At 62.5% G+C, this 17657-nt stretch carries 16 protein-coding genes and 2 pseudogenes; 10 read left to right on the top strand and 8 right to left on the bottom strand.

The window, feature by feature from the left end:
- Positions 1–863: LacI family DNA-binding transcriptional regulator (locus HGSM_RS14550; protein WP_195891320.1), on the bottom strand; the 863-nt coding region annotated here is incomplete at its 3' end.
- 218 nt (positions 864–1081) lie between these two features.
- Here HGSM_RS14550 and HGSM_RS02165 point away from each other — a divergent pair.
- From HGSM_RS02165 to HGSM_RS15035, 3 genes and pseudogenes are all read left to right on the top strand, one after another.
- Entirely contained in the window at positions 1082–2245 is a 1164-nt protein-coding gene (locus HGSM_RS02165) for a glycoside hydrolase 5 family protein (protein ID WP_019147095.1), read from the top strand.
- Between the two features lie 479 nt (positions 2246–2724).
- Positions 2725–4401: an FAD-binding dehydrogenase gene (locus tag HGSM_RS02170; RefSeq protein ID WP_019147096.1), complete on the top strand. Its 1677-nt coding sequence runs from the start codon at positions 2725–2727 to the stop codon at positions 4399–4401.
- Between the two features lie 355 nt (positions 4402–4756).
- Positions 4757–4879: pseudogene (locus HGSM_RS15035) on the top strand (MarR family winged helix-turn-helix transcriptional regulator); the annotation flags it as partial.
- Here the strand turns inward: HGSM_RS15035 and HGSM_RS15040 are convergent.
- The gene (locus tag HGSM_RS15040) at positions 4867–5040 is read right to left on the bottom strand and encodes a hypothetical protein (protein ID WP_407635106.1); all 174 of its coding nucleotides are present in this window, start codon (positions 5038–5040) and stop codon (positions 4867–4869) included. The pseudogene HGSM_RS15035 and the gene HGSM_RS15040 sit on opposite strands and share 13 nt — an antisense overlap.
- Before the next feature lie 206 nt (positions 5041–5246).
- Here HGSM_RS15040 and HGSM_RS14715 point away from each other — a divergent pair, with 206 nt between their 5' ends.
- From HGSM_RS14715 to HGSM_RS02185, 3 genes are all read left to right on the top strand, one after another.
- Positions 5247–5519, top strand: a complete 273-nt coding sequence (locus HGSM_RS14715; protein ID WP_019147098.1) for a hypothetical protein — start codon at positions 5247–5249, stop codon at positions 5517–5519.
- 189 nt (positions 5520–5708) lie between these two features.
- Positions 5709–6728 (top strand): diaminopimelate dehydrogenase, encoded by a 1020-nt coding sequence (locus HGSM_RS02180; RefSeq protein WP_019147099.1) that lies wholly within the window; start codon positions 5709–5711, stop codon positions 6726–6728.
- Positions 6729–6916: 188 nt separating this feature from the next.
- Entirely contained in the window at positions 6917–7534 is a 618-nt protein-coding gene (locus HGSM_RS02185; protein ID WP_019147100.1) for a hypothetical protein, read from the top strand.
- Positions 7535–7613: 79 nt separating this feature from the next.
- Here the strand turns inward: HGSM_RS02185 and HGSM_RS02190 are convergent, their stop codons facing one another.
- Both HGSM_RS02190 and HGSM_RS02195 read right to left on the bottom strand, forming a co-directional pair.
- Complete coding sequence (locus HGSM_RS02190; RefSeq protein ID WP_019147101.1) at positions 7614–8171, bottom strand: hypothetical protein; 558 nt, start codon at positions 8169–8171, stop codon at positions 7614–7616.
- A 9-nt stretch (positions 8172–8180) separates the two neighbouring features.
- Entirely contained in the window at positions 8181–8504 is a 324-nt protein-coding gene (locus tag HGSM_RS02195; RefSeq protein ID WP_040594241.1) for a PadR family transcriptional regulator, read from the bottom strand.
- A gap of 132 nt (positions 8505–8636) precedes the next feature.
- Here HGSM_RS02195 and HGSM_RS02200 point away from each other — a divergent pair, with 132 nt between their 5' ends.
- Positions 8637–9878: an MFS transporter gene (locus HGSM_RS02200; RefSeq protein ID WP_019147103.1), complete on the top strand. Its 1242-nt coding sequence runs from the start codon at positions 8637–8639 to the stop codon at positions 9876–9878.
- An 8-nt stretch (positions 9879–9886) separates the two neighbouring features.
- The gene (locus HGSM_RS02205) at positions 9887–10255 is read left to right on the top strand and encodes an ArsR/SmtB family transcription factor (RefSeq protein WP_019147104.1); all 369 of its coding nucleotides are present in this window, start codon (positions 9887–9889) and stop codon (positions 10253–10255) included.
- An 8-nt stretch (positions 10256–10263) separates the two neighbouring features.
- Here the strand turns inward: HGSM_RS02205 and HGSM_RS02210 are convergent, their stop codons facing one another.
- Together HGSM_RS02210 and HGSM_RS02215 are read right to left on the bottom strand one after the other, a co-directional pair.
- Positions 10264–11049 (bottom strand): metal-dependent hydrolase, encoded by a 786-nt coding sequence (locus tag HGSM_RS02210; protein WP_019147105.1) that lies wholly within the window; start codon positions 11047–11049, stop codon positions 10264–10266.
- A gap of 242 nt (positions 11050–11291) precedes the next feature.
- Entirely contained in the window at positions 11292–13550 is a 2259-nt protein-coding gene (locus HGSM_RS02215) for a glycoside hydrolase family 3 C-terminal domain-containing protein (protein ID WP_019147106.1), read from the bottom strand.
- A 173-nt stretch (positions 13551–13723) separates the two neighbouring features.
- On the opposite strand from HGSM_RS02215, the gene HGSM_RS02220 reads away from it, so the two are divergent.
- Together HGSM_RS02220 and nhaA are read left to right on the top strand one after the other, a co-directional pair.
- Positions 13724–14395, top strand: coding sequence for a TetR/AcrR family transcriptional regulator (locus HGSM_RS02220; RefSeq protein WP_019147107.1), 672 nt, complete (start codon positions 13724–13726; stop codon positions 14393–14395).
- Positions 14396–14546: 151 nt separating this feature from the next.
- Entirely contained in the window at positions 14547–15770 is a 1224-nt protein-coding gene (gene nhaA, locus HGSM_RS02225) for a Na+/H+ antiporter NhaA (RefSeq protein WP_019147108.1), read from the top strand.
- Positions 15771–15782: 12 nt separating this feature from the next.
- Here nhaA and HGSM_RS02230 read toward each other — a convergent pair whose 3' ends face one another.
- Both HGSM_RS02230 and HGSM_RS14555 read right to left on the bottom strand, forming a co-directional pair.
- A complete protein-coding gene (locus tag HGSM_RS02230) occupies positions 15783–17420 on the bottom strand; it encodes an MFS transporter (protein WP_019147109.1) in 1638 nt (545 codons plus the stop codon).
- Positions 17417–17657: pseudogene (locus tag HGSM_RS14555) on the bottom strand (acetylornithine deacetylase); the annotation flags it as partial. The gene HGSM_RS02230 and the pseudogene HGSM_RS14555, both read right to left, overlap by 4 nt.

Raw genomic sequence — 17657 nt, forward strand, 5'->3', positions numbered from 1 at the left:
ACGGAGACGTCCCGAGGCACATTTTGGCCAACCGCGGTCAGTACTCCAACTCCGGCAATCGCCATGACCTCGGAATCGTAAATGATCGCGCTTGGCGATGGCGTCTCCGCGAGCATTCTGCCGGTTGCTGTTCGCGCGAGATCGGGATCGAAGTCACCCGAGCTAATCGCGCCTTGGATGCCTCGCTCCTCCGTGAACTGGGTGAACACGTCCATCCGCTCTTGCGTGTGCCTGAAGCTCTGGTCGCCGGTGACGTATCCGATCCGATGGTGACCCAGTGCTGCCAAGTGCTCGAGGATGAGCGCCATTCCGCCACCGTTGTCCACGTGGACGCTCCGAATCGCACCGCTGTCCGTCTCCCCGCCGACCACAACGGACGGATAGTCCAACCTAGAGAGGGCCTCGACTCGAGGATCCTCAACGCGTGGGTCGAGCACCAGGATTCCGTCCACGCGCCCATCGGCGATCCACTTGGCATGGAGCTCTATCTCGGCGTCAACATCGGCCGCCATCTGGAGCATGAGCGAGTAACCGCGTTCGCTCAGCACTGCCTGAACCCCCGCGATGAACCGGGAGAAGAATATTTCCTCACCAACAACATGTGCGGGGCGGGCCAGCACCAACCCCACAGCCTCGGCACCCTTTCCCATCAGCGCCTGCGCCGCGTGGCTTGGCCGCCAGTTGAGTTCCTTTGCCACTGCGAGGATGCGCGCCCGGGTTGCTTCCGAGACACCCTTCTTGCCATTGACGGCGATCGAGACCGCGCCGCTCGTCACGCCGGCACGCTCGGCGATATCTGCGATTGTCACACGCTTTCGCTTGCGCCCACTCGTGCCAACTACGACAGGCTGAACCTCTGACATGCGGGTTCGCTCCGAGCGCGCTCTCCCAGGGAGCTTTGCGTCGGGCGTCGACTGCTGAGGCTTGTTCACTGGCGTCTCTCTTGAAAGCGGTGATTCATGCATGACCCTACTGCAGTTGTCTGAAGGGGTAGTGAACTTCCACTACTAAAGCGCTATAGTAGTAGCCGGCGAGGGACAACACCACGCACAAGCCATCAGATGAACAAGGCAGGGTCGCTTTGAAGTTCGGCGTTAACTACACCCCACGGGCGCACTGGTTCCACCACTGGGTGGACTTTGACGCCAGTGAAGTGGCGCGCGACTTTGACACGGTCGCGGAACTTGGCGCCGACCACATGCGAGTATTCCCGCTGTGGCCCGTGTTTCAGCCGAACCCCTCCTTTGTCAGTCCAACGGCTTTGGGCCACCTCGACACTCTCCTTAGCCTTGCCGCTGAACGCGGCCTCGGAGTCTCGCTCGACGGCCTGCAGGGTCACCTGTCCAGCTACGACTTCCTGCCTTCCTGGATGCTGTCTTGGCACGACCGCAACATGTTCACGGACCAGTACGCCATCGACTCCACAGCACTGTTTGTACGCGAACTCGCCAAGGTCGCGTCTGCACACGACAATGTCTTCGCGTTCACGCTGGGCAACGAGATCAACCAGTTCACGGGCGGCGTGCACCCGTTCCCGCACCCCGCAACAACGTCCGACATCGACGCGTGGTTCGATGCCATGTTCGCTGCAGTGGGCGAGGGCGCTCCTGGGCTCTCCCAGAACCACGCCTGCTACGACGCCGCGTGGTACGACGACACCCAACCGTTCACACTCGAGCACGTGGCCCAGCGCGGTGACCTCAGCATCGTGCACTCGTGGGTATTCAACGGGACGGCCCAGAAGTACGGACCCGACGCATTTGAGACCCGCGCCCATGCCCGCTACATGATGGAGATTGCACGCGCTTTCCATGTGGACCCCAAGCGGCAGATCTGGGCACAGGAACTGGGAACTCCACGCAACGTTCTTCCCAAGGAGTCCGTGCCCGGCTTCATTGAAAGCACAGTGGAACAGGTACTCAGCGCACCCGAGGTCTTCGGCATTACCTGGTGGTGCTCGCATGACGTGAGCCGGAGCCTTGCCGACTACCCCGAGCTTGAGTACGACCTTGGGCTCATCGATGAGCACGGCAACATCAAGCCTGAGGGCCGGATGGTTGCGGAGGCAGTCAAGGAGTACAGCGGGAAGGTCATCTCCCCCACCCGTGACATCGAACTTGATCTTGACGCACTCGGCGGGCGCCGCGCACTAGCGCCCGGCGGTGCGTTCTTCACGCGCTACATGGAGGAAGCCAGGGAGCACGGACACCCGCGCATCGTGCTTCCTGGGCGGTCCGGCAACTAGGCCCGCCACACACCGTGTAACGCGACGAATAGACGGGGAACGCAGTTCCCGCCTATATGGATCGCGATCTGCGCCAGCCTCGGGGGAGGTCTCTGGCCCGCAGACGATCCCGAGAATGGTTCTCCCTGCTGGTGGGCGGGGAGAACCATTCTCTCTTTGCACTCAAGTGCCCAGATCCGCGCCGGGTAGTCCCCAACTTGCGCTGGAAATGCCACGTTTTACTCCGACTGTGCCTTCTTGGACTTCCTCTTCTTCTGCGCTCACCCGGCCCCACCAGCAGAACCAGCAGCTTTCATCGCCTCGGACTTTCGCCACACCAGCACCAAACGAAAGCGTTTTTTGCGCTGTGAGGTGCCCATGATCGTCGGAAATCAGTTGTTCCCACGTGCGTGGGGCATTCTTCCCAGCCCACCACCTCCCGCGCGCGGGCGCGGGCCAGTACGCTGTGGCATAGGAATCTCAACGACAAAGGAGTCATTGTGAGTAGTTCACAGCCGTCGGAATCTCCCGCTACTGACGCACACGCCATCGTTATTGGTGCTGGTTTGGCCGGCTTGGTCGCTGCGTGCGAACTTGTTGACGCTGGTAAGCGCGTGATCATTGTGGATCAGGAGAACGAGCACAATATTGGCGGTCAGGCGTGGTGGTCGTTTGGCGGGTTGTTCCTCGTGGATTCCCCCGAGCAGCGGCGGCTGGGCATCAAGGATTCGCAGGATCTTGCGCTGCAGGACTGGTTTGGCACGGCCGGTTTTGACCGCCCCGAGGACGAATGGCCGCGCAAGTGGGCTCGCGCATACGTGCAGTGGGCGGCCGGCGAGAAGCGCTCGTGGTTGGCTAGCCGCGGCATCAAGTTCTTCCCGGTAGTGGGCTGGGCCGAGCGCGGCGACGGCACCGCGTCCGGCCACGGCAACTCTGTCCCCCGCTTCCACATCACGTGGGGCACTGGCCCCGGCGTGGTCGAGCCGTTTGCCAAGCGCGTCGCGGACGCGCAGCGCGCCGGTCTGGTGGAGATCCGCCACCGCCACCGCGTGGATGAGCTGATCGTGGAAGATGGCGCCGTTGTGGGCGCCAAAGGCGCCATCTTGATTAACGACGATTCACCTCGTGGCGTGGCCAGCTCACGTGACGTTGTGGGCGAGTTTGAGCTGCGGGCCAAGGCTGTCATCGTGGCGTCAGGTGGGATTGGAGGCAACCACGACCTGGTTCGCAAGTACTGGCCCGAGCGGATGGGCAAGGCTCCGAAGCGGATGCTCACAGGCGTTCCTGCACATGTTGATGGGCGGATGTTGGAAATCACCGAGAACGCGGGAGGTGCGCTCATCAACCAGGACCGCATGTGGCACTACACGGAGGGCATCGAGAACTTTGCGCCTGTGTGGGACAAGCATGCGATCCGCATCCTGCCGGGGCCAAGCTCGCTGTGGTTCGATGCCACGGGCAAGCGACTTCCCGTTCCGCTGTGGCCGGGGTTTGACACGTTGGGAACGCTCGAGCACATCATGTCCACGGGTTACGACTACTCGTGGTTCGTGCTGACACAGAAGGTCATTGAAAAGGAGTTCGCTCTCTCCGGTTCGGAGCAGAACCCCGACCTCACGGGAAAGGACCTGAAGTTGTTGGCGCAGCGCCTGGGTAAGGGCGCTCCCGCTCCGGTGGAGGCGTTCAAGCAAAAGGGCGTCGACTTCATCGTGCGAGACACCTTGGATGAGCTGCTCAAGGAAATGGCTGCACGCTCGGGTGACGTGCCGTTCGATGCGCAAACTGTGCGCGCAGAGGTCCAGGCGCACGACCGTGCCATCACGAACGACTTTGGCAAGGACGCGCAGCTGAACATGGTCCGCCAGGCTCGGCACTACACGGGTGACAAGATCATTCGGGTGGCTAGCCCGCACCAGTTCCAAGACCCATCGGCGGGGCCGCTCATCGCGGTGAAGTTGAACATTCTCACCAGGAAGTCGCTGGGCGGAATCCACACAGACTTGGACGGTCGGGTGCTCGACCCGTCGGGCGCTCCGATTCCAGGGCTGTATGCTGCCGGCGAGGCCACAGGCTTTGGCGGCGGCGGAGTCCACGGGTACCGCGCCCTGGAGGGGACGTTCTTGGGCGGGTGCTTGTTTAGCGGGCGCAACGCGGGGCGCTCTTCTTCAACGCTTTAGGGAGGCGCAGTTGGAGTTACGGTCGCCGCGAAACGTGCCGGTGACGTAGGCGGAGCGGACGTAGCGGGGCGCAAACTTGGATGACGGCGGACCGAAGGCGCTGCACCTGCGTAACCAAGATCGTCGAGAATCAGGTTCTGCACAGCAACGCGGCCTAGAATGATTGGTGCACCAATCATTCTAGGCCGCGTTGGCCGTTTCTGAGGAGGCAGGCGTGTCGGACGCCGCGAAGCTGGACCCACTCGCACTGGAGAGCCAGGTGTGTTTTGCGTTGACGCTAGCGTCCCGCAGCATTGTGGCGCTCTACAAGCCTGTTCTTGAGCCATTGCGGCTGACGCACCCACAGTATTTGGTGATGTTGGCGTTATGGCAGCACGCCCCTCTCTCGATTAAGGACCTCAGCGCCCTGCTTCACTTGGATCCGGGTACGCTCTCTCCCCTGGTGAAGCGGCTTGAGGCGCTGGGTTACGTTTCACGTGCCCGGGACACGGCGGACGAGCGGGCGCTCGCGATTGAGTTGACCACTGAGGGCCGCGCGCTCCGCGCTGCCGCCGAGAAGATTCCCGGCATCATGATGAAGAAGTTGGGCATGGATGCCGGCGAGTTGCGTGCGCTGCACTCGAGCATGATGACACTCATTGCGGTCGCACAGGAGGAGAATCCAGCGCTGTTGCGCCGTGAACTCGCCGCGCGCGGCACTGCGCGGCATTGGCTGTGCGCCCGTGAACTGCGGTTTTCGACGCACATCTTTTTAGCGAGTACGCTAATAGTTGGTACACAAAGTAAATTGCGCTGGTGGCGCAGCCCGCAATCTTCGCCATCACGGATCCACACCGGAGTAACCCATGAACCTCTTTGGCAAGTCCCGAGCAAAGTCCGCACAGACAGCACAATCTCCTGCGAGCGCAGAACAGGCCTCCCCCAAGAAGAGCCGCGGCCTGCGCATGACCGAGACGTTCCTTCCGGTATTCGGCCCCGCCCAGGTCGGCGATTCCAAGCAGCCAATCCGCCCGGCAAGCGCCGAGGAGCAGCAGCGCGAGAATGACCTGAACAGTGCGTTCGTGCACAAGACGAGCCCGGACGGCAAGGTGTACCTGGTGGAGCGCTCGGCAGAGTAGCCGGCTCGAGCGGCGCGGGCCCCTGGCCCGGCCGGCCTTCGCCGGGAACCTCCCAATCGCCCCAGCCGCCCCAGCCACCCCAGCCCACTATCCAGTCACCGCCTCCACTGCGCGTGCCCCGTCCGGTAGATTTGCAGGCAGAAAACCGGCACGTCAGTCCCGGCAGCAACCTGCCTCGAACGGAGCACCATGAGCACCTCGCGCAACCCCATCAGAATCGGCATTGCCGGATACGGCAACCTTGGACGTGGCGTTGAGGCGTCGGTTCTGCAGAACCCGGACATGGAACTCGTGGGCGTGTTCACTCGGCGTGACCCAGCGTCCCTGAACCCTGCGCACCCCAACACTTCCGCGTTTACATGGGACTCGCTTGCGGAGCGCACCGGCGACATCGACGTGCTGATCCTGTGTGGCGGGTCTGCCTCCGACCTGCCTGAACAGGGCCCCGAGATGGCCCGGTTGTTCAACACCGTGGACTCGTTCGACACCCACGCGCGCATCCCCGAGTACTTCGACGCCGTCAACGCTGCAGCCACGGAGACCGGCCACACCTCGCTTATCTCAACGGGTTGGGACCCAGGCCTGTTCTCCATCAACCGCCTGTACGGCGAGGCAATCTTGCCGCAGGGCAAGACCTACACGTTCTGGGGCCGCGGGGTTTCCCAGGGCCACTCGGACGCGATCCGCCGCGTTCCGGGCGTGGCCGCGGGCGTGCAGTACACCCTCCCTGCGGAGCCTGCCATTGAGGCCGTTCGTGCCGGTGAGCAGCCGGAGCTGAGCACGCGCGAGAAGCACACTCGCGAGTGCTTTGTAGTGCTCGAGGAGGGCGCTGACCCCGCGGTTGTTGCTGAGGCGATCGTGACCATGCCCAACTACTTTGCGGATTACGACACCACCGTCCATTTCATCTCTGCCGACGAGCTCGCACGCGACCACGCAGCCATGCCACACGGCGGCTTCGTCCTGCGCTCGGGTGACACCGGGCTTGGCGCGACCACTGACGGTCACCCGACCCACCGCCAAGTGATCGAGTACGGCCTAACCCTGGCCGACAACCCCAGCTTCACCGCGTCCGCGCTCGTCGCGTACGCTCGCGCCGTTGCGCGCCTTGCCGCTGCTGGCGACCACGGCGCCAAGACCGTCTATGACGTCGCCCCTGGCTTGCTGTCGCCGCGTTCCGCGGCGGAACTGCGCGCCGATCTGCTCTGACGCGCCGCGCACAAACTGATTGTCGACGATAGTGGTCACCTACCAGCGGTAGGTGACCACACTCGTTTGTGCGTCTTGATGGGGTCGTCTTACTCAGAGTTTTCCGCAGTCAATCCCTCTTGTCCCTATTGCTACTGCAATGGATACCTCATAGGGTTCGGGTATATCCGGTCCAGCAAGGAGGCTGCATGTCTAGCGAGTTTGCTCAACCAGGTTCAACCACTTCTCAGCATCCCCCGATCACACAGGAAGCCGGCGCGGGACTACGCACTGGGATCATCGTGGCAACCATCGCGGTAGTGCTTGCACTGTTCAAGTTCGCGGCATCCGCCCTTGCCGTTGTCGCCTACTACGCACACTGGGACATAGCTTGGCTCAATAACATCGAGATGTTTGTGGGCACGGGCGCCCGGATTGGAGGCGACGTCGAGCCCACTGTTGCCCTTGGAGCACTGGATGCCGTCAATGCCATCACTACCTTGGGCACGGCTGGGCTCATTGCATGGGCGGTGTGGTGCGCGCGATCAACACTGATCCGCCTGCGCGAGGCTCGCGGCCTGACGGTTGAAGCAGTCAAGCCCGCGCGTTGGGTGTGGATCTCCTTTGCGCTCATGGCTGGGCTTTTTGCGGTCCGCCAGCTCGCGCTGGCTCTCTGGGTTTTCGTACCTGAATCCACGATCCAGGTCCTGCCGTTTGTCCGCGGCCTGATTTCCTGGGTGTACGTCTTCCCAGCCTTGCTGTTCTATGCGCTCTACACCGGGCTGAGGTACGTGGCCGGTCAAGCCGAGTGCGACTCCAAAGCTTGAGCCTCTAAGCTGCAACTGACAATCGACGATCGGGTCACCTACCAGCGGTAGGTGACCCGATCGTCGATTGTCAGTGTGTTCAGGCCCTTTGCGCTTGGTCCGCAGTCGGACGCGGCAGCCACGCGCGCCACACGCTCGCACATATGAGCGGCACGATCACTAGCACGGCAAGCCAGCCAAGCAGCCCCCAACCGGACAGCGAAAACCCGATCGAGTCCACGCCCTCCGGGCCAGCAACCACGCGGGCCTGTACAAATAACCAGTTCCGCACGACCTCGACTGTGGCGTCGGGGCGGATCTGATCTGCGGCGGAGTACAGGCCCTCGATCAGCGAGATCACGCCGAGCAACCAGCCGTACAGCAGCACGGCAAAGGCCACCAGCCCAGCCCAGACCCGCGGAACCTTACGGCCGTGCGCCTCCAGGTAGTTGGACGCGAGCACGTTTACCGGGCCCAGCCCAGCCAGCGCTTGCCGGAACTCACCATCTTGCGCCGCCCGCGCCAGCTCGATCCGCAGGTCCTTGCGGATCTCCGCAACCTTCTTGTTGGGCATGCCAGCGAGCAGAAGGTCCAGCCGGAACAGATACCGGTCCCGCGCAAGGGTGTCCCGCACGCTCATTCGAGGAAACTCGTTCATAGTCTTCTCCTAAGCCAGAATCGTGTCCACGACCATGCCGAGCGAACGCCAGGCTGCCACGGATTCGTTGAGTTTCGCTGCCCCCTGCGGGGTCACGCTATAAATCTTGCGGGCGGGTCCACTAGGGGACGCCACCAATGAAAAATCGACGAGCCCCTCCCGTTCCAGCCTCGTCAACAGCGGGTACACGGTGCCGTGGGAGAGATCTTCCAGGCCCGAAGCCTCCAGCCGCTGGACGAGTTCGCGCCCGTAGGTTGACTCCCGGGCCAGCTCGGCCAGGATCAACATGGGCAGCACGCCCTTGAGTAGTTGGGGATCTCTTCGAACCGTCATGGCTACACGGTATTGCCTACTAGTTGGCAATGTCAACTAATAGGCAATAAAGACTACCTCCGCTGCCATTCGAGGAAGCTCGTTAATGCTTGCATATTTGCGCAGACATGCAAATAAAGGTAGCGTCACACTGTGCTCACACCCTTAAGGAATCCGGCTTATCGCAAGCTCTTTGCTGCGCAGATCATCGCCCTCATTGGCACCGGTCTGGCCACCGTGGCTTTGGGTCTCCTGGCCTACGAACTCGACCCCAAGAATGCTGCTGGAGTTCTTGGAACTGCACTCACTGTGAAAATGGTGGCCTACGTTTTTGTCGCGCCATTGGCAAGCGCCGCAGTGGCCAAACTTAGTCGCCGCTCAGTGTTGATCGGCGCCGATCTTCTTAGGCTGGCGGTTGCAGCTTCACTCCCGTTCGTCACAGAGACGTGGCAAATCTATCCTCTGATATTCATCCTCCAAGCCGCCTCCGCCACGTTCACGCCGACATTCCAATCGGTTATTCCCGAGATCCTGCATGAGGAAGAGGAGTACACCAACGCACTGTCCCTCTCCCGCCTCGCCTACGACCTCGAAGCGGCACTCTCTCCCATGCTCGCGGCAGCTCTGCTGCTGGTCATGCACAGTAACGACCTTTTCTTTGGTACGGCTCTTGGGTTCTTGGGCTCAGCACTTCTCGTAGCATCCGCAGCCTTCCCCACTAAGGGCTCCATCGGTGACGATGAGTCTGAGATCCCATTTGGCAAGCGGGCCCGCGGTGGTATCGAGTTGTTCTTCCACAACCCGCACCTACGCCCAATCCTGTTTCTAAATCTCGCCGTTGCGGCGGCTGGGGCATTTGTCTTGGTCCAGACAGTAGTCATTGCTAAGACCAACTTTGGCGGTGATGACGGCACAGTAGCTCTATTGCTGGCGGTCAATGGAGCCGGCTCCATGCTCGGCGCGTTTACTCTTCCGAGGCTCTTGAAGCACATCCCCGAGAAAACTGTCATGCTTGCCGGAGCGCTCTTGCTCACCTTCGCAACCATGCTCATTCCACTCGCTCTGGGCATCTCGAGCCGCACACCGGGGCTCATTGCCATCGGCGCCCTATGGCTAGCAACCGGATTGGGGTGGGCTAGTGCGGAAACCCCGGTTGGACGCATCATCAGACGCCACACCTCACCCGGGCAGTTCGGACAAGCTTTTGCAGCCCAGTTCTCACTTTCACATGCGTGCTGGCTCGTGACATACCCATTGGCAGGCTGGCTCGGAACCTGGTCGCTGACGGGCGCCGCCATCGTCCTGGCTGCGATTGCAGCCGTCTCCGCTGCAGGTGCTTTCAGCACCTGGACTCGCACAACGGCTTCACCTATGATGACGAGCCAGAGCAGCTAGGAGCGCCCATGGGCAATGCATCGCATCCGGATTACATACTGAGGCCGCAGGAGCGGGACTTCGAGCATGCCGCGTCGACTCTGAAACTGCTTGGCAGTTCAACCCGACTCGCCATTCTTCATCTGCTGGCGGGACACGAACTCTCGGTTTCTGCGGTTGCCGAGGAGCTGCAACGCCCGCTTCCGGCGGTATCGCAGCACCTTGCAAAGTTGAAGGCAGTGGGACTCGTAGCGAGTCGTAGGGACGGCACCACCATCTACTATTCGCAACCCGACGAGCACGTAGCGGCCCTCGTGCGGAATGCCCTAGAGTTTGCCGAGCACCGGCTTTACTCAACCCCTCCCCATCACTCTACGGAGGATTCCGCCTCACGGTGAGTGCGATGTTAGGCCTGGACGACCGCCCACGCGAGCAGATTCACGCCCAGCCACTGGTAGACGCCGGCCCACACCATCCATGAGGTGACCAGTGCAATGAGCACCTTTTCACGCGTGGAACCTGCGTCGCCGAGGACCGGTACCGAGATCGCTCCGTTCGCTTTCCACACGTCGGACAGGAGCGGGACCTTGCGCCACCACTTTGGCGGCTTCATCACGAACGGCCAGAGCACCGGAATGCCACCCGTGGTGATGAGGTCACCAACCAGGTGCGCCGCATAACCCACGACCACAGCTGCGGGGAACCACACCCAGTTGTCCGCGCCAAAGAACACGACCACCGCCGCGAGCGCCAAGCTGGTCACCCAGGTGAGAACCTTGCCCTTGACCAGCTCAAGTGCCTTGATGGCAAAGGAGGCGAGCAGGACTGCGGCCATGCCGGCCCCAATGTTGAGTTCCCCGTACCCGGCCACGTCCACCCGAACCTGTGAGACGAGCGTGGCCAGGAAAGCCGAAAGCACAAGCCCTACGATCGAGTGCGTGCCCTGCCTGTGTCCGCCAGAGAGTTTCTCCGTAACCCGCGCGGCGAGCGTTGAGATTGGCGGCAGAGATCGCGCAATGGTGCCATGCCGGTGGTCAATATCCGGCAGGAGCGCAGCGCCCGCGGCCACGATGGCACCCACCGCGAGACCCGGCCCGTCCACCCCCTCAACGACCCCAAACGTCGTGGGGACTGCCGCTGCCGCGAGCAACCAGGCCGCAGCTCCCGTCGCGGCATGCGATGCACCCATCATCCGGTAACTTGCCCCCAATCGTGCGGCCCCGCCATGGGTCCGCACGTAACAAGGCGCGCGAGCGCCTCCAGTTCAAACGATCAGCCCTAAGGGTATGCGGCCCCTCTGACATGCACATATTCGGGGATGGCAAGAGGGCGGGACTCCACATGAAGTCCTGCCCTCTCCGTTGACGCCCATTCAACTCTCCGCCACCACACCGCCCGCCAGAACGGAGAGGTGAAAGCCGGAGTTGAAAGCCTTTAGAGTGCGTTCACTGCGTCGAGCACCTGCTGAATCTGCCCGATGGTGAATGCGCCGCCCGCGATTGCGCCGATGCGGTTCAGCGGAAGCGACTCGAGCATCTTGAGCATGTCCACGCCCAAGCCGTCCTCAGAGTCGCCGCTTTCGGCAAGCCCGCCAAGCCCCTCGGCGATCATTGGGCCGATCATTGCCGCCGCAGCTGGGTTGGCGAGGAGGTCTCCCACGGTGGACTGGAGGGTTAGCGCCAGCTTCTGCCCAACCTCTGTCACCTCGACTGAGCCGTTCAGGCGAATGTCCGCGCTCGAGGCACCAACATGCACCCCGTAGGACCCACCCTCAAGGAACCAGCCGTTGCGCCGCACATCCCACACGCTCAGATCGGAGGCCTTGACCGCGAGCTTTACGCGCACGGACTCCCCCGCCGCCACGGCGGCAACGGCAAACGCCTTGAGTTCCTTGACCGGACGGTCGAACGCCGAGCCCTCTAGGGAGGTGTAGAGCTGGACGATCTCACGTCCGTCCACGCTTCCAGTGTTGGTCACGGTCACCTCGGCCACGATCACCTCGTCACCAGCACCCGCCGACACTGCAAGGTCGCTGTACTCGAAGGTGGTGTAGGACAGGCCGTGGCCGAATGGGAACGCAACGTCAAGCGCACGCTCCTCGTACCAGCGGTAGCCCACGTAGAGCCCCTCGCCGTAGCGGACGGAGCCGTGCTCACCCGGGAAGTTGCCAAACGCTGGAACATCCTTGAGACGCACCGGAATGGTCTCCGCGAGCTTGCCAGACGGGTTGACCGCCCCGGATAGCACCGCAGCGATGGCGCGGCCTCCACCCTGACCCAGAAGCGCGGCATCGAGGATTGCTGGCGCGCCAACAACCTCGGTGAGGTCCACAACAGCGCCGTGTGTGAGCACAACAACGGTGCGAGGCTGCGCCTCCAGCACTGCGGTGAGCAGTTCGAGCTGGTCCGCCGGCAGGTCTAGGTGGGTACGGTCAAACCCTTCGGACTCCTGCGAGTAGCCCAAGCCCATGAAGAGGACTGCCACGTCCGCGCCAGATGCGGCCACCACAGCCTCCTGTACGAGGGCTCGGTCCGCAGGGCCGCCCTCGGTGGTGAAGCCCGTGGCAAACTCAACGTTCTCGGCACCGAACTCCGCGCGCAGTTCCTCGAGTGGAACATCCACTCGAGTGGTATTCACACGCGAGGAACCCGAGCCTTGGATCCGTGGAGCCGTAGCGAACTCACCGATCACGGCAAGCTTGGTTCCCTGAGCCAGCGGAAGAATACCGCCCTCGTTAGCCAGCAGCACGATTGCGCGGGACGCAGTCTCCTGAGCAAGCGCATGGTGCTCGTCGCGGTCGTAAACAAAGCCTTCCTTGCGCTCCGCAACGGAACGGTCCGAGATGCGGGCAACGCGGGCTGCGGCACGCTCGACGGTAGCTCGGTCAATTTGACCGGACTCGAGAGCGGCAGTCAGGGTATCGTCGCCAATCCCGCCGTCATACGGCATCTGGAGGTCTAGACCTGCACTGACCGCGGCCACGCGGTCATCGACCGCGCCCCAGTCGGACACGACGTAACCCTCGAAGCCCCACTCGTCGCGCAGGACCTGGGTCAGGAGCCAGTGGTTCTGGGAGGCGTAGGTACCGTTGACCTTGTTGTACGAGCACATGATGGTCCACGGCTGAGCAGCCTGGACGGTCTTCTGGAAGGGACGCAGGTAGATCTCGCGCAGTGTGCGCGGGTCGATCTGCGCGTCCACGCGCATGCGGTCGTCCTCTTGGTTGTTCGCGGCAAAGTGCTTAAGCGAGGCGCCAATTCCCTGCGACTGGAGGCCCGAGACCCACGCGGTGGCGAGCTCGCCGGAAAGCACTGGATCCTCGGAGAAGTACTCGAAGTTGCGGCCGCAACGAGGGTCACGCTTGATGTTGGTACCTGGGCCGAGGAGGATTCCCACGCCCTCCTCCTGGGATTCCTCGCCGAGCGCACGGCCTACGCGGTCGATGAGTTCGACGTCCCACGTCTGCGCGAGCGCGACAGCTGGGGGGAAGCAGGTGGCAGGAACAGATGGGGCAATACCAAGGTGGTCGGCGGACGTGTCCTGCTTGCGCAGTCCGTGCGGGCCGTCCGAGAGGTTGATCGCCGGGACGTCGCCAACTTCCTTGGAGTACCAGAACCCGGCACCTGAACTCAGCGAGGAAACCTCGGCGTTAGTCAGGTTGGAGAAGCGTGCGGTGTCATCGAGGTGAGGCATGTACAACTCCTATGTTGTTCTTGTGTCCTGTGTGCAAGTTGGCCGGGCCACCGCTATGCAGCGGCCGCGCTGTGGCGACCAGTCGGTAGCATTCTGCATCTACCACCTATTGAAAACCTTACGTTATACAGTTTCGCCTTTCAAGACCTTAGTTCGCAGGATAGAATCGCCGCATGGCTAAACGCGGAAGTTACGCAAAGGGTGCGGCAAAGAAGGAAGAAATTCTCGACACCGCACTGCGAGTGATCGCCGAAAACGGGTACTCCAAGGCAACACTCAAGGACGTCGCCGACGCTGTGGGACTTTCCCAGATGGGCGTCCTGCACCACTTTGGCACCAAGGAAGAGTTGTTCACCCAGGTCCTCGCGCAACGTGACCGCCTGAGCCTAGGCGGCCAGCCACTCACGGAGAACCCGCTAGCTGAAGACCTCGACGAGGAATCCCTGCAGCGCATTATCGGGGAAACCGGCGAACCCATTGCTGCCATGATTCAAGGCGTTGCCCGCCGCAACGCAGAAACTCCCGGCCTCATCCAGTTGTTCACCATGCTGCTCGCCGAAGGCACCGAGGACACCCACAAAGCGCACGACTACTTCCAGAAGCGCATAGCCCGCCTCCACGCCATGCTCAAGCTCTCCATCGAGCGCATGCAGGCCGACGGTTCGCTACCCGAGTCCATCGATTCTAGCCGCCTCGCCACCCTACACATTGGCCTCATGGATGGTCTGCAAACCCTGTCTCTTTACGACGATTCAGTCAGCGTAGAGGAGCACCTCGCGTTCTTCTGGGGGCTGCTTGGTGTGGACCCTTCTTCCCTGCGCAATAGCGGCGATCTCGAGAAATAGCTCCATACGCCTGGCACGTGGGATCGCGCACATTATGCGGACAGCCGCCGCGCGGGCGGCGCTCCAGCGGTAAGATTGATGACGGTGTGTCGGGAAGTCTGGTCGACGTCGACCTTTCCCCTACCCGAAAGCTGGGTCAATTGTGTCCACAGTGACATCCAAGTTCCGCGCAATCGCTGCCAATGAAACGCTCAGCGGCGCCATCCTCCTTCTTGCTGCGCTTGCAGCAATCGTCTGGGCCAACAGCCCCTGGCAGCAGGCCTACCACGACCTTTCAGACTTCACGTTTGGCCCCGAGGCGCTTCACCTCAACTTGTCCATGGCCTCCTGGGCTGCAGATGGACTGCTCGCACTCTTCTTCTTTGTGGTGGGCGTGGAGCTCAAGCACGAGCTGACCGTGGGCTCGCTCTCCAAGCCCAAAGAAGCAGCCGTCCCCGTGTTCGCCGCAATCGGCGGCATGATCGTTCCCGCGGTCCTCTTTGCAGTGCTCGTTGTGGCACTCGGAGACCCCGGCGCACTTCACGGCTGGGCCATCCCCACGGCCACTGACATCGCGTTTGCGGTGGGTGTTCTCGCATTGTTCGGCAAGGGCCTGCCTAAGGCTCTGAGACTGTTCCTGCTCACCCTTGCGGTTGTAGACGACCTGCTCGCCATCATTGTGATCGCAGTGTTCTACACCTCCGACCTGAGTTTCCTCCTGCTCGGCGCATCGCTCGCGGTTGTTGCAGTCTTCGCGTTCGTGGTTCGTTCCCGCCATGCACACTGGTGGATCCTGATCCCACTCGCCCTTGTAGCGTGGGGCCTTATGCACGCATCCGGTGTACACGCCACCATCGCAGGAGTTCTGCTTGGATTGACCGTCCCATCGCGCGTGATCTTCGGTGAAAAGCACCCACGGACCAAGCGTTTCGAGCACGCGGTCTCGCCAATATCGTCGGGAATCGCACTGCCGATCTTCGCGTTCTTCGCTGCGGGCGTCACCGTGTCCGGCAGCGGTTCCCTCGGCGAGGTACTGAGCCAGCCAGTCTTCATCGCTGTGTTCTTTGGCCTCGTTGTGGGAAAGGTCGTGGGTGTTCTCGCGGCCACCTCGCTGGTTGTAAAGTTCACTCCTCTGCGTCTGCCCGACGCGATCGGCGTGCGCGACCTCCTGCCCGTGGGCTTCCTGTGCGGAATCGGATTCACGGTGGCGCTGCTCGTTGCTGAGCTCTCCTACCCTGACACCGAGCACACCGCCGCGGCCAAGCTCGCGATCCTCATCGGCTCGGTCGCAGCCGCAATCCTTGGTGCCGTTATGCTCCGCTGGGACGCGCGCAAGGCCCGCCACCAGGACATGAACCAGGACGGCATGACGGACGTCAACGTCGAACTGATGTAGTCCGTTCTAACTCTAGGACTCGCGGACGCTCGTGAACGAGTCCTTGGGCACGCGGGTCAGCAGCAGCGCGCAGATGGCCGCTGTGATTCCGCACAGCGCCCACACGGTCATGTACCCGGAGAGCGGAGCAGCCGTTTCGCCGCTCGATACGGCTGCCTCGCTCACCCCGGCGAACAGGGCAACACCGAATACAGCGGAGGCGATGGCCCCTCCAATCGTCTTGGTGGTGTTGGTCAGGCCCGTTGCCATTCCAGTACGCGTAGTTGGCGCCGCGGAGGCGGCCGCCGCGGGAAGCGCAGCCACTAGGGCTCCCGATCCGAGTCCCGCAATGCCCATGTTGATCATGGTCTGCAGGAGCGAGCCGTGGAATGGCAGGAACATCAGGTATCCCAGCGCCACGAGCGACGAGGCCATGATCAGCGCAACCCGCGGAGTAAACCGGCGGGAGACAGGCGCGAACAGCAGCGCGCCAATAAGCATCGTGATCACGTACAACCCAATGATGTAGGAGACCGAGGCTGAGGTCAGGCCAAGACCGTACCCAACCTCGTCCGGGTTGGTCCGCGCGAACGTGGACAGCGGCGCCTGCGCACCAAGGACGGACACTCCGAACAGCCCAGCAGTCAGCTGGATCGGCCACATCGAGCGTTCTGCCAAGAGCTTCACGTCAATAATCGGCTCAGGGTGGGAACGCTCGTGCCGCACAAACGGCACAACCAGTGCAACAGCGCTAAGCAAAAGCAGCCACGGCCAAGGGCTGCCAACACCCGTGGATCGCACGAGCACCAGCCCCGACATCAGCAACGCCAGAGAAAGCGTCAGCAGGACCACGCCAACAACGTCGACGCGGCCAAGGCGCGCGTCCGCGTTGTCCGTGCCGGCTCCAGCGCCAGGGCCGGCACCAGCGCCAGCGCCCTCGACCGAACCTGCCGAGTACTCCGACACCGCAGCAGCGAGTTCCGGCTTGGTGTCCTTGGGCAGCAGAACAACAACTGCCACGAGGCAGGCCGTGACCACGAGCGCAGGAATCAGGAGCGTCACGCGCATAGAGGCCACCTGAGCCACTTCGCCCGACACAAGAGCACCTACGATGACGCCGGTTTCCAACGCGGCCACCAACAGCCCGGCGGCTTTTCGGGTTAACGCAGGGACTTCGTCGGAAATCTGGTTTTCACCGGCGGAACGCCGGCCTGCAACGGCCTGACGGGCAGCCAAATAGATCAGCGCGACCTCAAGCGGCAGCCATACTGCGTAGGCGCCCTGGAGGGCCCACGCCACCAAGAAAGTCCAAAACGTGGGGGCAAACGCGAGTCCGAAGGATGCCAGCGCCGTGGCGGCCGTGGTGCCGATCAGCACGCGGCGGTGGCCGTACAGGTCACCGATCTTGGCGAGCACCGGAACGCACAGCGCGGACAGCATGAGCTGGGAGGCTTCGAGCCAGTTGGTGTCCGCGTCGTGCACGGAAAAGTGCCGGGCAATGTCCGTCAAGATGGGCGTGTAGTAGCCCTGCAACACGCCGCTCGTGATCTCGACCAGCGCAAGCGCACCCACGATTGCGGCGAGCGGACCCGCAATGCGGACCGCGTTAATCATGGACTTCTCCGGTTCGAGAACCGCCTCCGGGTTGGCGTCAGGATTCCAGGAACTCATCGCGCATCCGCCCTTGTGATTAGGTCAATCATGAACTGCACGCCCTCGGCAAGGGTCGCAATGGACACCGACTCGTTGGCGGCGTGCAGACGATCGCGGTCCTCGCGAGTCATGCGCAGCGGCGCAAACCGATAGACCGTGTCGCACAGGCCCGTGAACCGGCGGGAGTCGGTGGCGCCCGTCTGAATGTATGGGGCGGGGATCGCATCGGGGAACGCATCGCGAACGCTCGCGCAC

Origin of the sequence: Timonella senegalensis JC301, assembly GCF_000312125.1 — a bacterium.
Classification (GTDB): Bacteria; Actinomycetota; Actinomycetes; order Actinomycetales; family Cellulomonadaceae; genus Timonella; species Timonella senegalensis.

What these genes read in the sequence shown, in the direction of transcription:
- HGSM_RS02180 (WP_019147099.1), top strand. Translation starts at nt 5,709, where the DNA reads ATGAGCACCTCGCGCAACCCCATCAGAATCGGCATTGCCGGATACGGC.
- HGSM_RS02210 (WP_019147105.1), bottom strand. Translation starts at nt 11,049, where the DNA reads ATGATGGGTGCATCGCATGCCGCGACGGGAGCTGCGGCCTGGTTGCTC.
- HGSM_RS02230 (WP_019147109.1), bottom strand. Translation starts at nt 17,420, where the DNA reads ATGAGTTCCTGGAATCCTGACGCCAACCCGGAGGCGGTTCTCGAACCG.
- HGSM_RS02215 (WP_019147106.1), bottom strand. Translation starts at nt 13,550, where the DNA reads ATGCCTCACCTCGATGACACCGCACGCTTCTCCAACCTGACTAACGCC.
- HGSM_RS14715 (WP_019147098.1), top strand. Translation starts at nt 5,247, where the DNA reads ATGAACCTCTTTGGCAAGTCCCGAGCAAAGTCCGCACAGACAGCACAA.
- HGSM_RS02190 (WP_019147101.1), bottom strand. Translation starts at nt 8,171, where the DNA reads ATGAACGAGTTTCCTCGAATGAGCGTGCGGGACACCCTTGCGCGGGAC.
- HGSM_RS02220 (WP_019147107.1), top strand. Translation starts at nt 13,724, where the DNA reads ATGGCTAAACGCGGAAGTTACGCAAAGGGTGCGGCAAAGAAGGAAGAA.
- HGSM_RS15040 (WP_407635106.1), bottom strand. Translation starts at nt 5,040, where the DNA reads ATGAGTGTCATCATGCTCGAGTGCAGCGCACGCAACTCGCCGGCATCC.
- HGSM_RS02195 (WP_040594241.1), bottom strand. Translation starts at nt 8,504, where the DNA reads ATGACGGTTCGAAGAGATCCCCAACTACTCAAGGGCGTGCTGCCCATG.
- HGSM_RS02205 (WP_019147104.1), top strand. Translation starts at nt 9,887, where the DNA reads ATGGGCAATGCATCGCATCCGGATTACATACTGAGGCCGCAGGAGCGG.
- HGSM_RS02185 (WP_019147100.1), top strand. Translation starts at nt 6,917, where the DNA reads ATGTCTAGCGAGTTTGCTCAACCAGGTTCAACCACTTCTCAGCATCCC.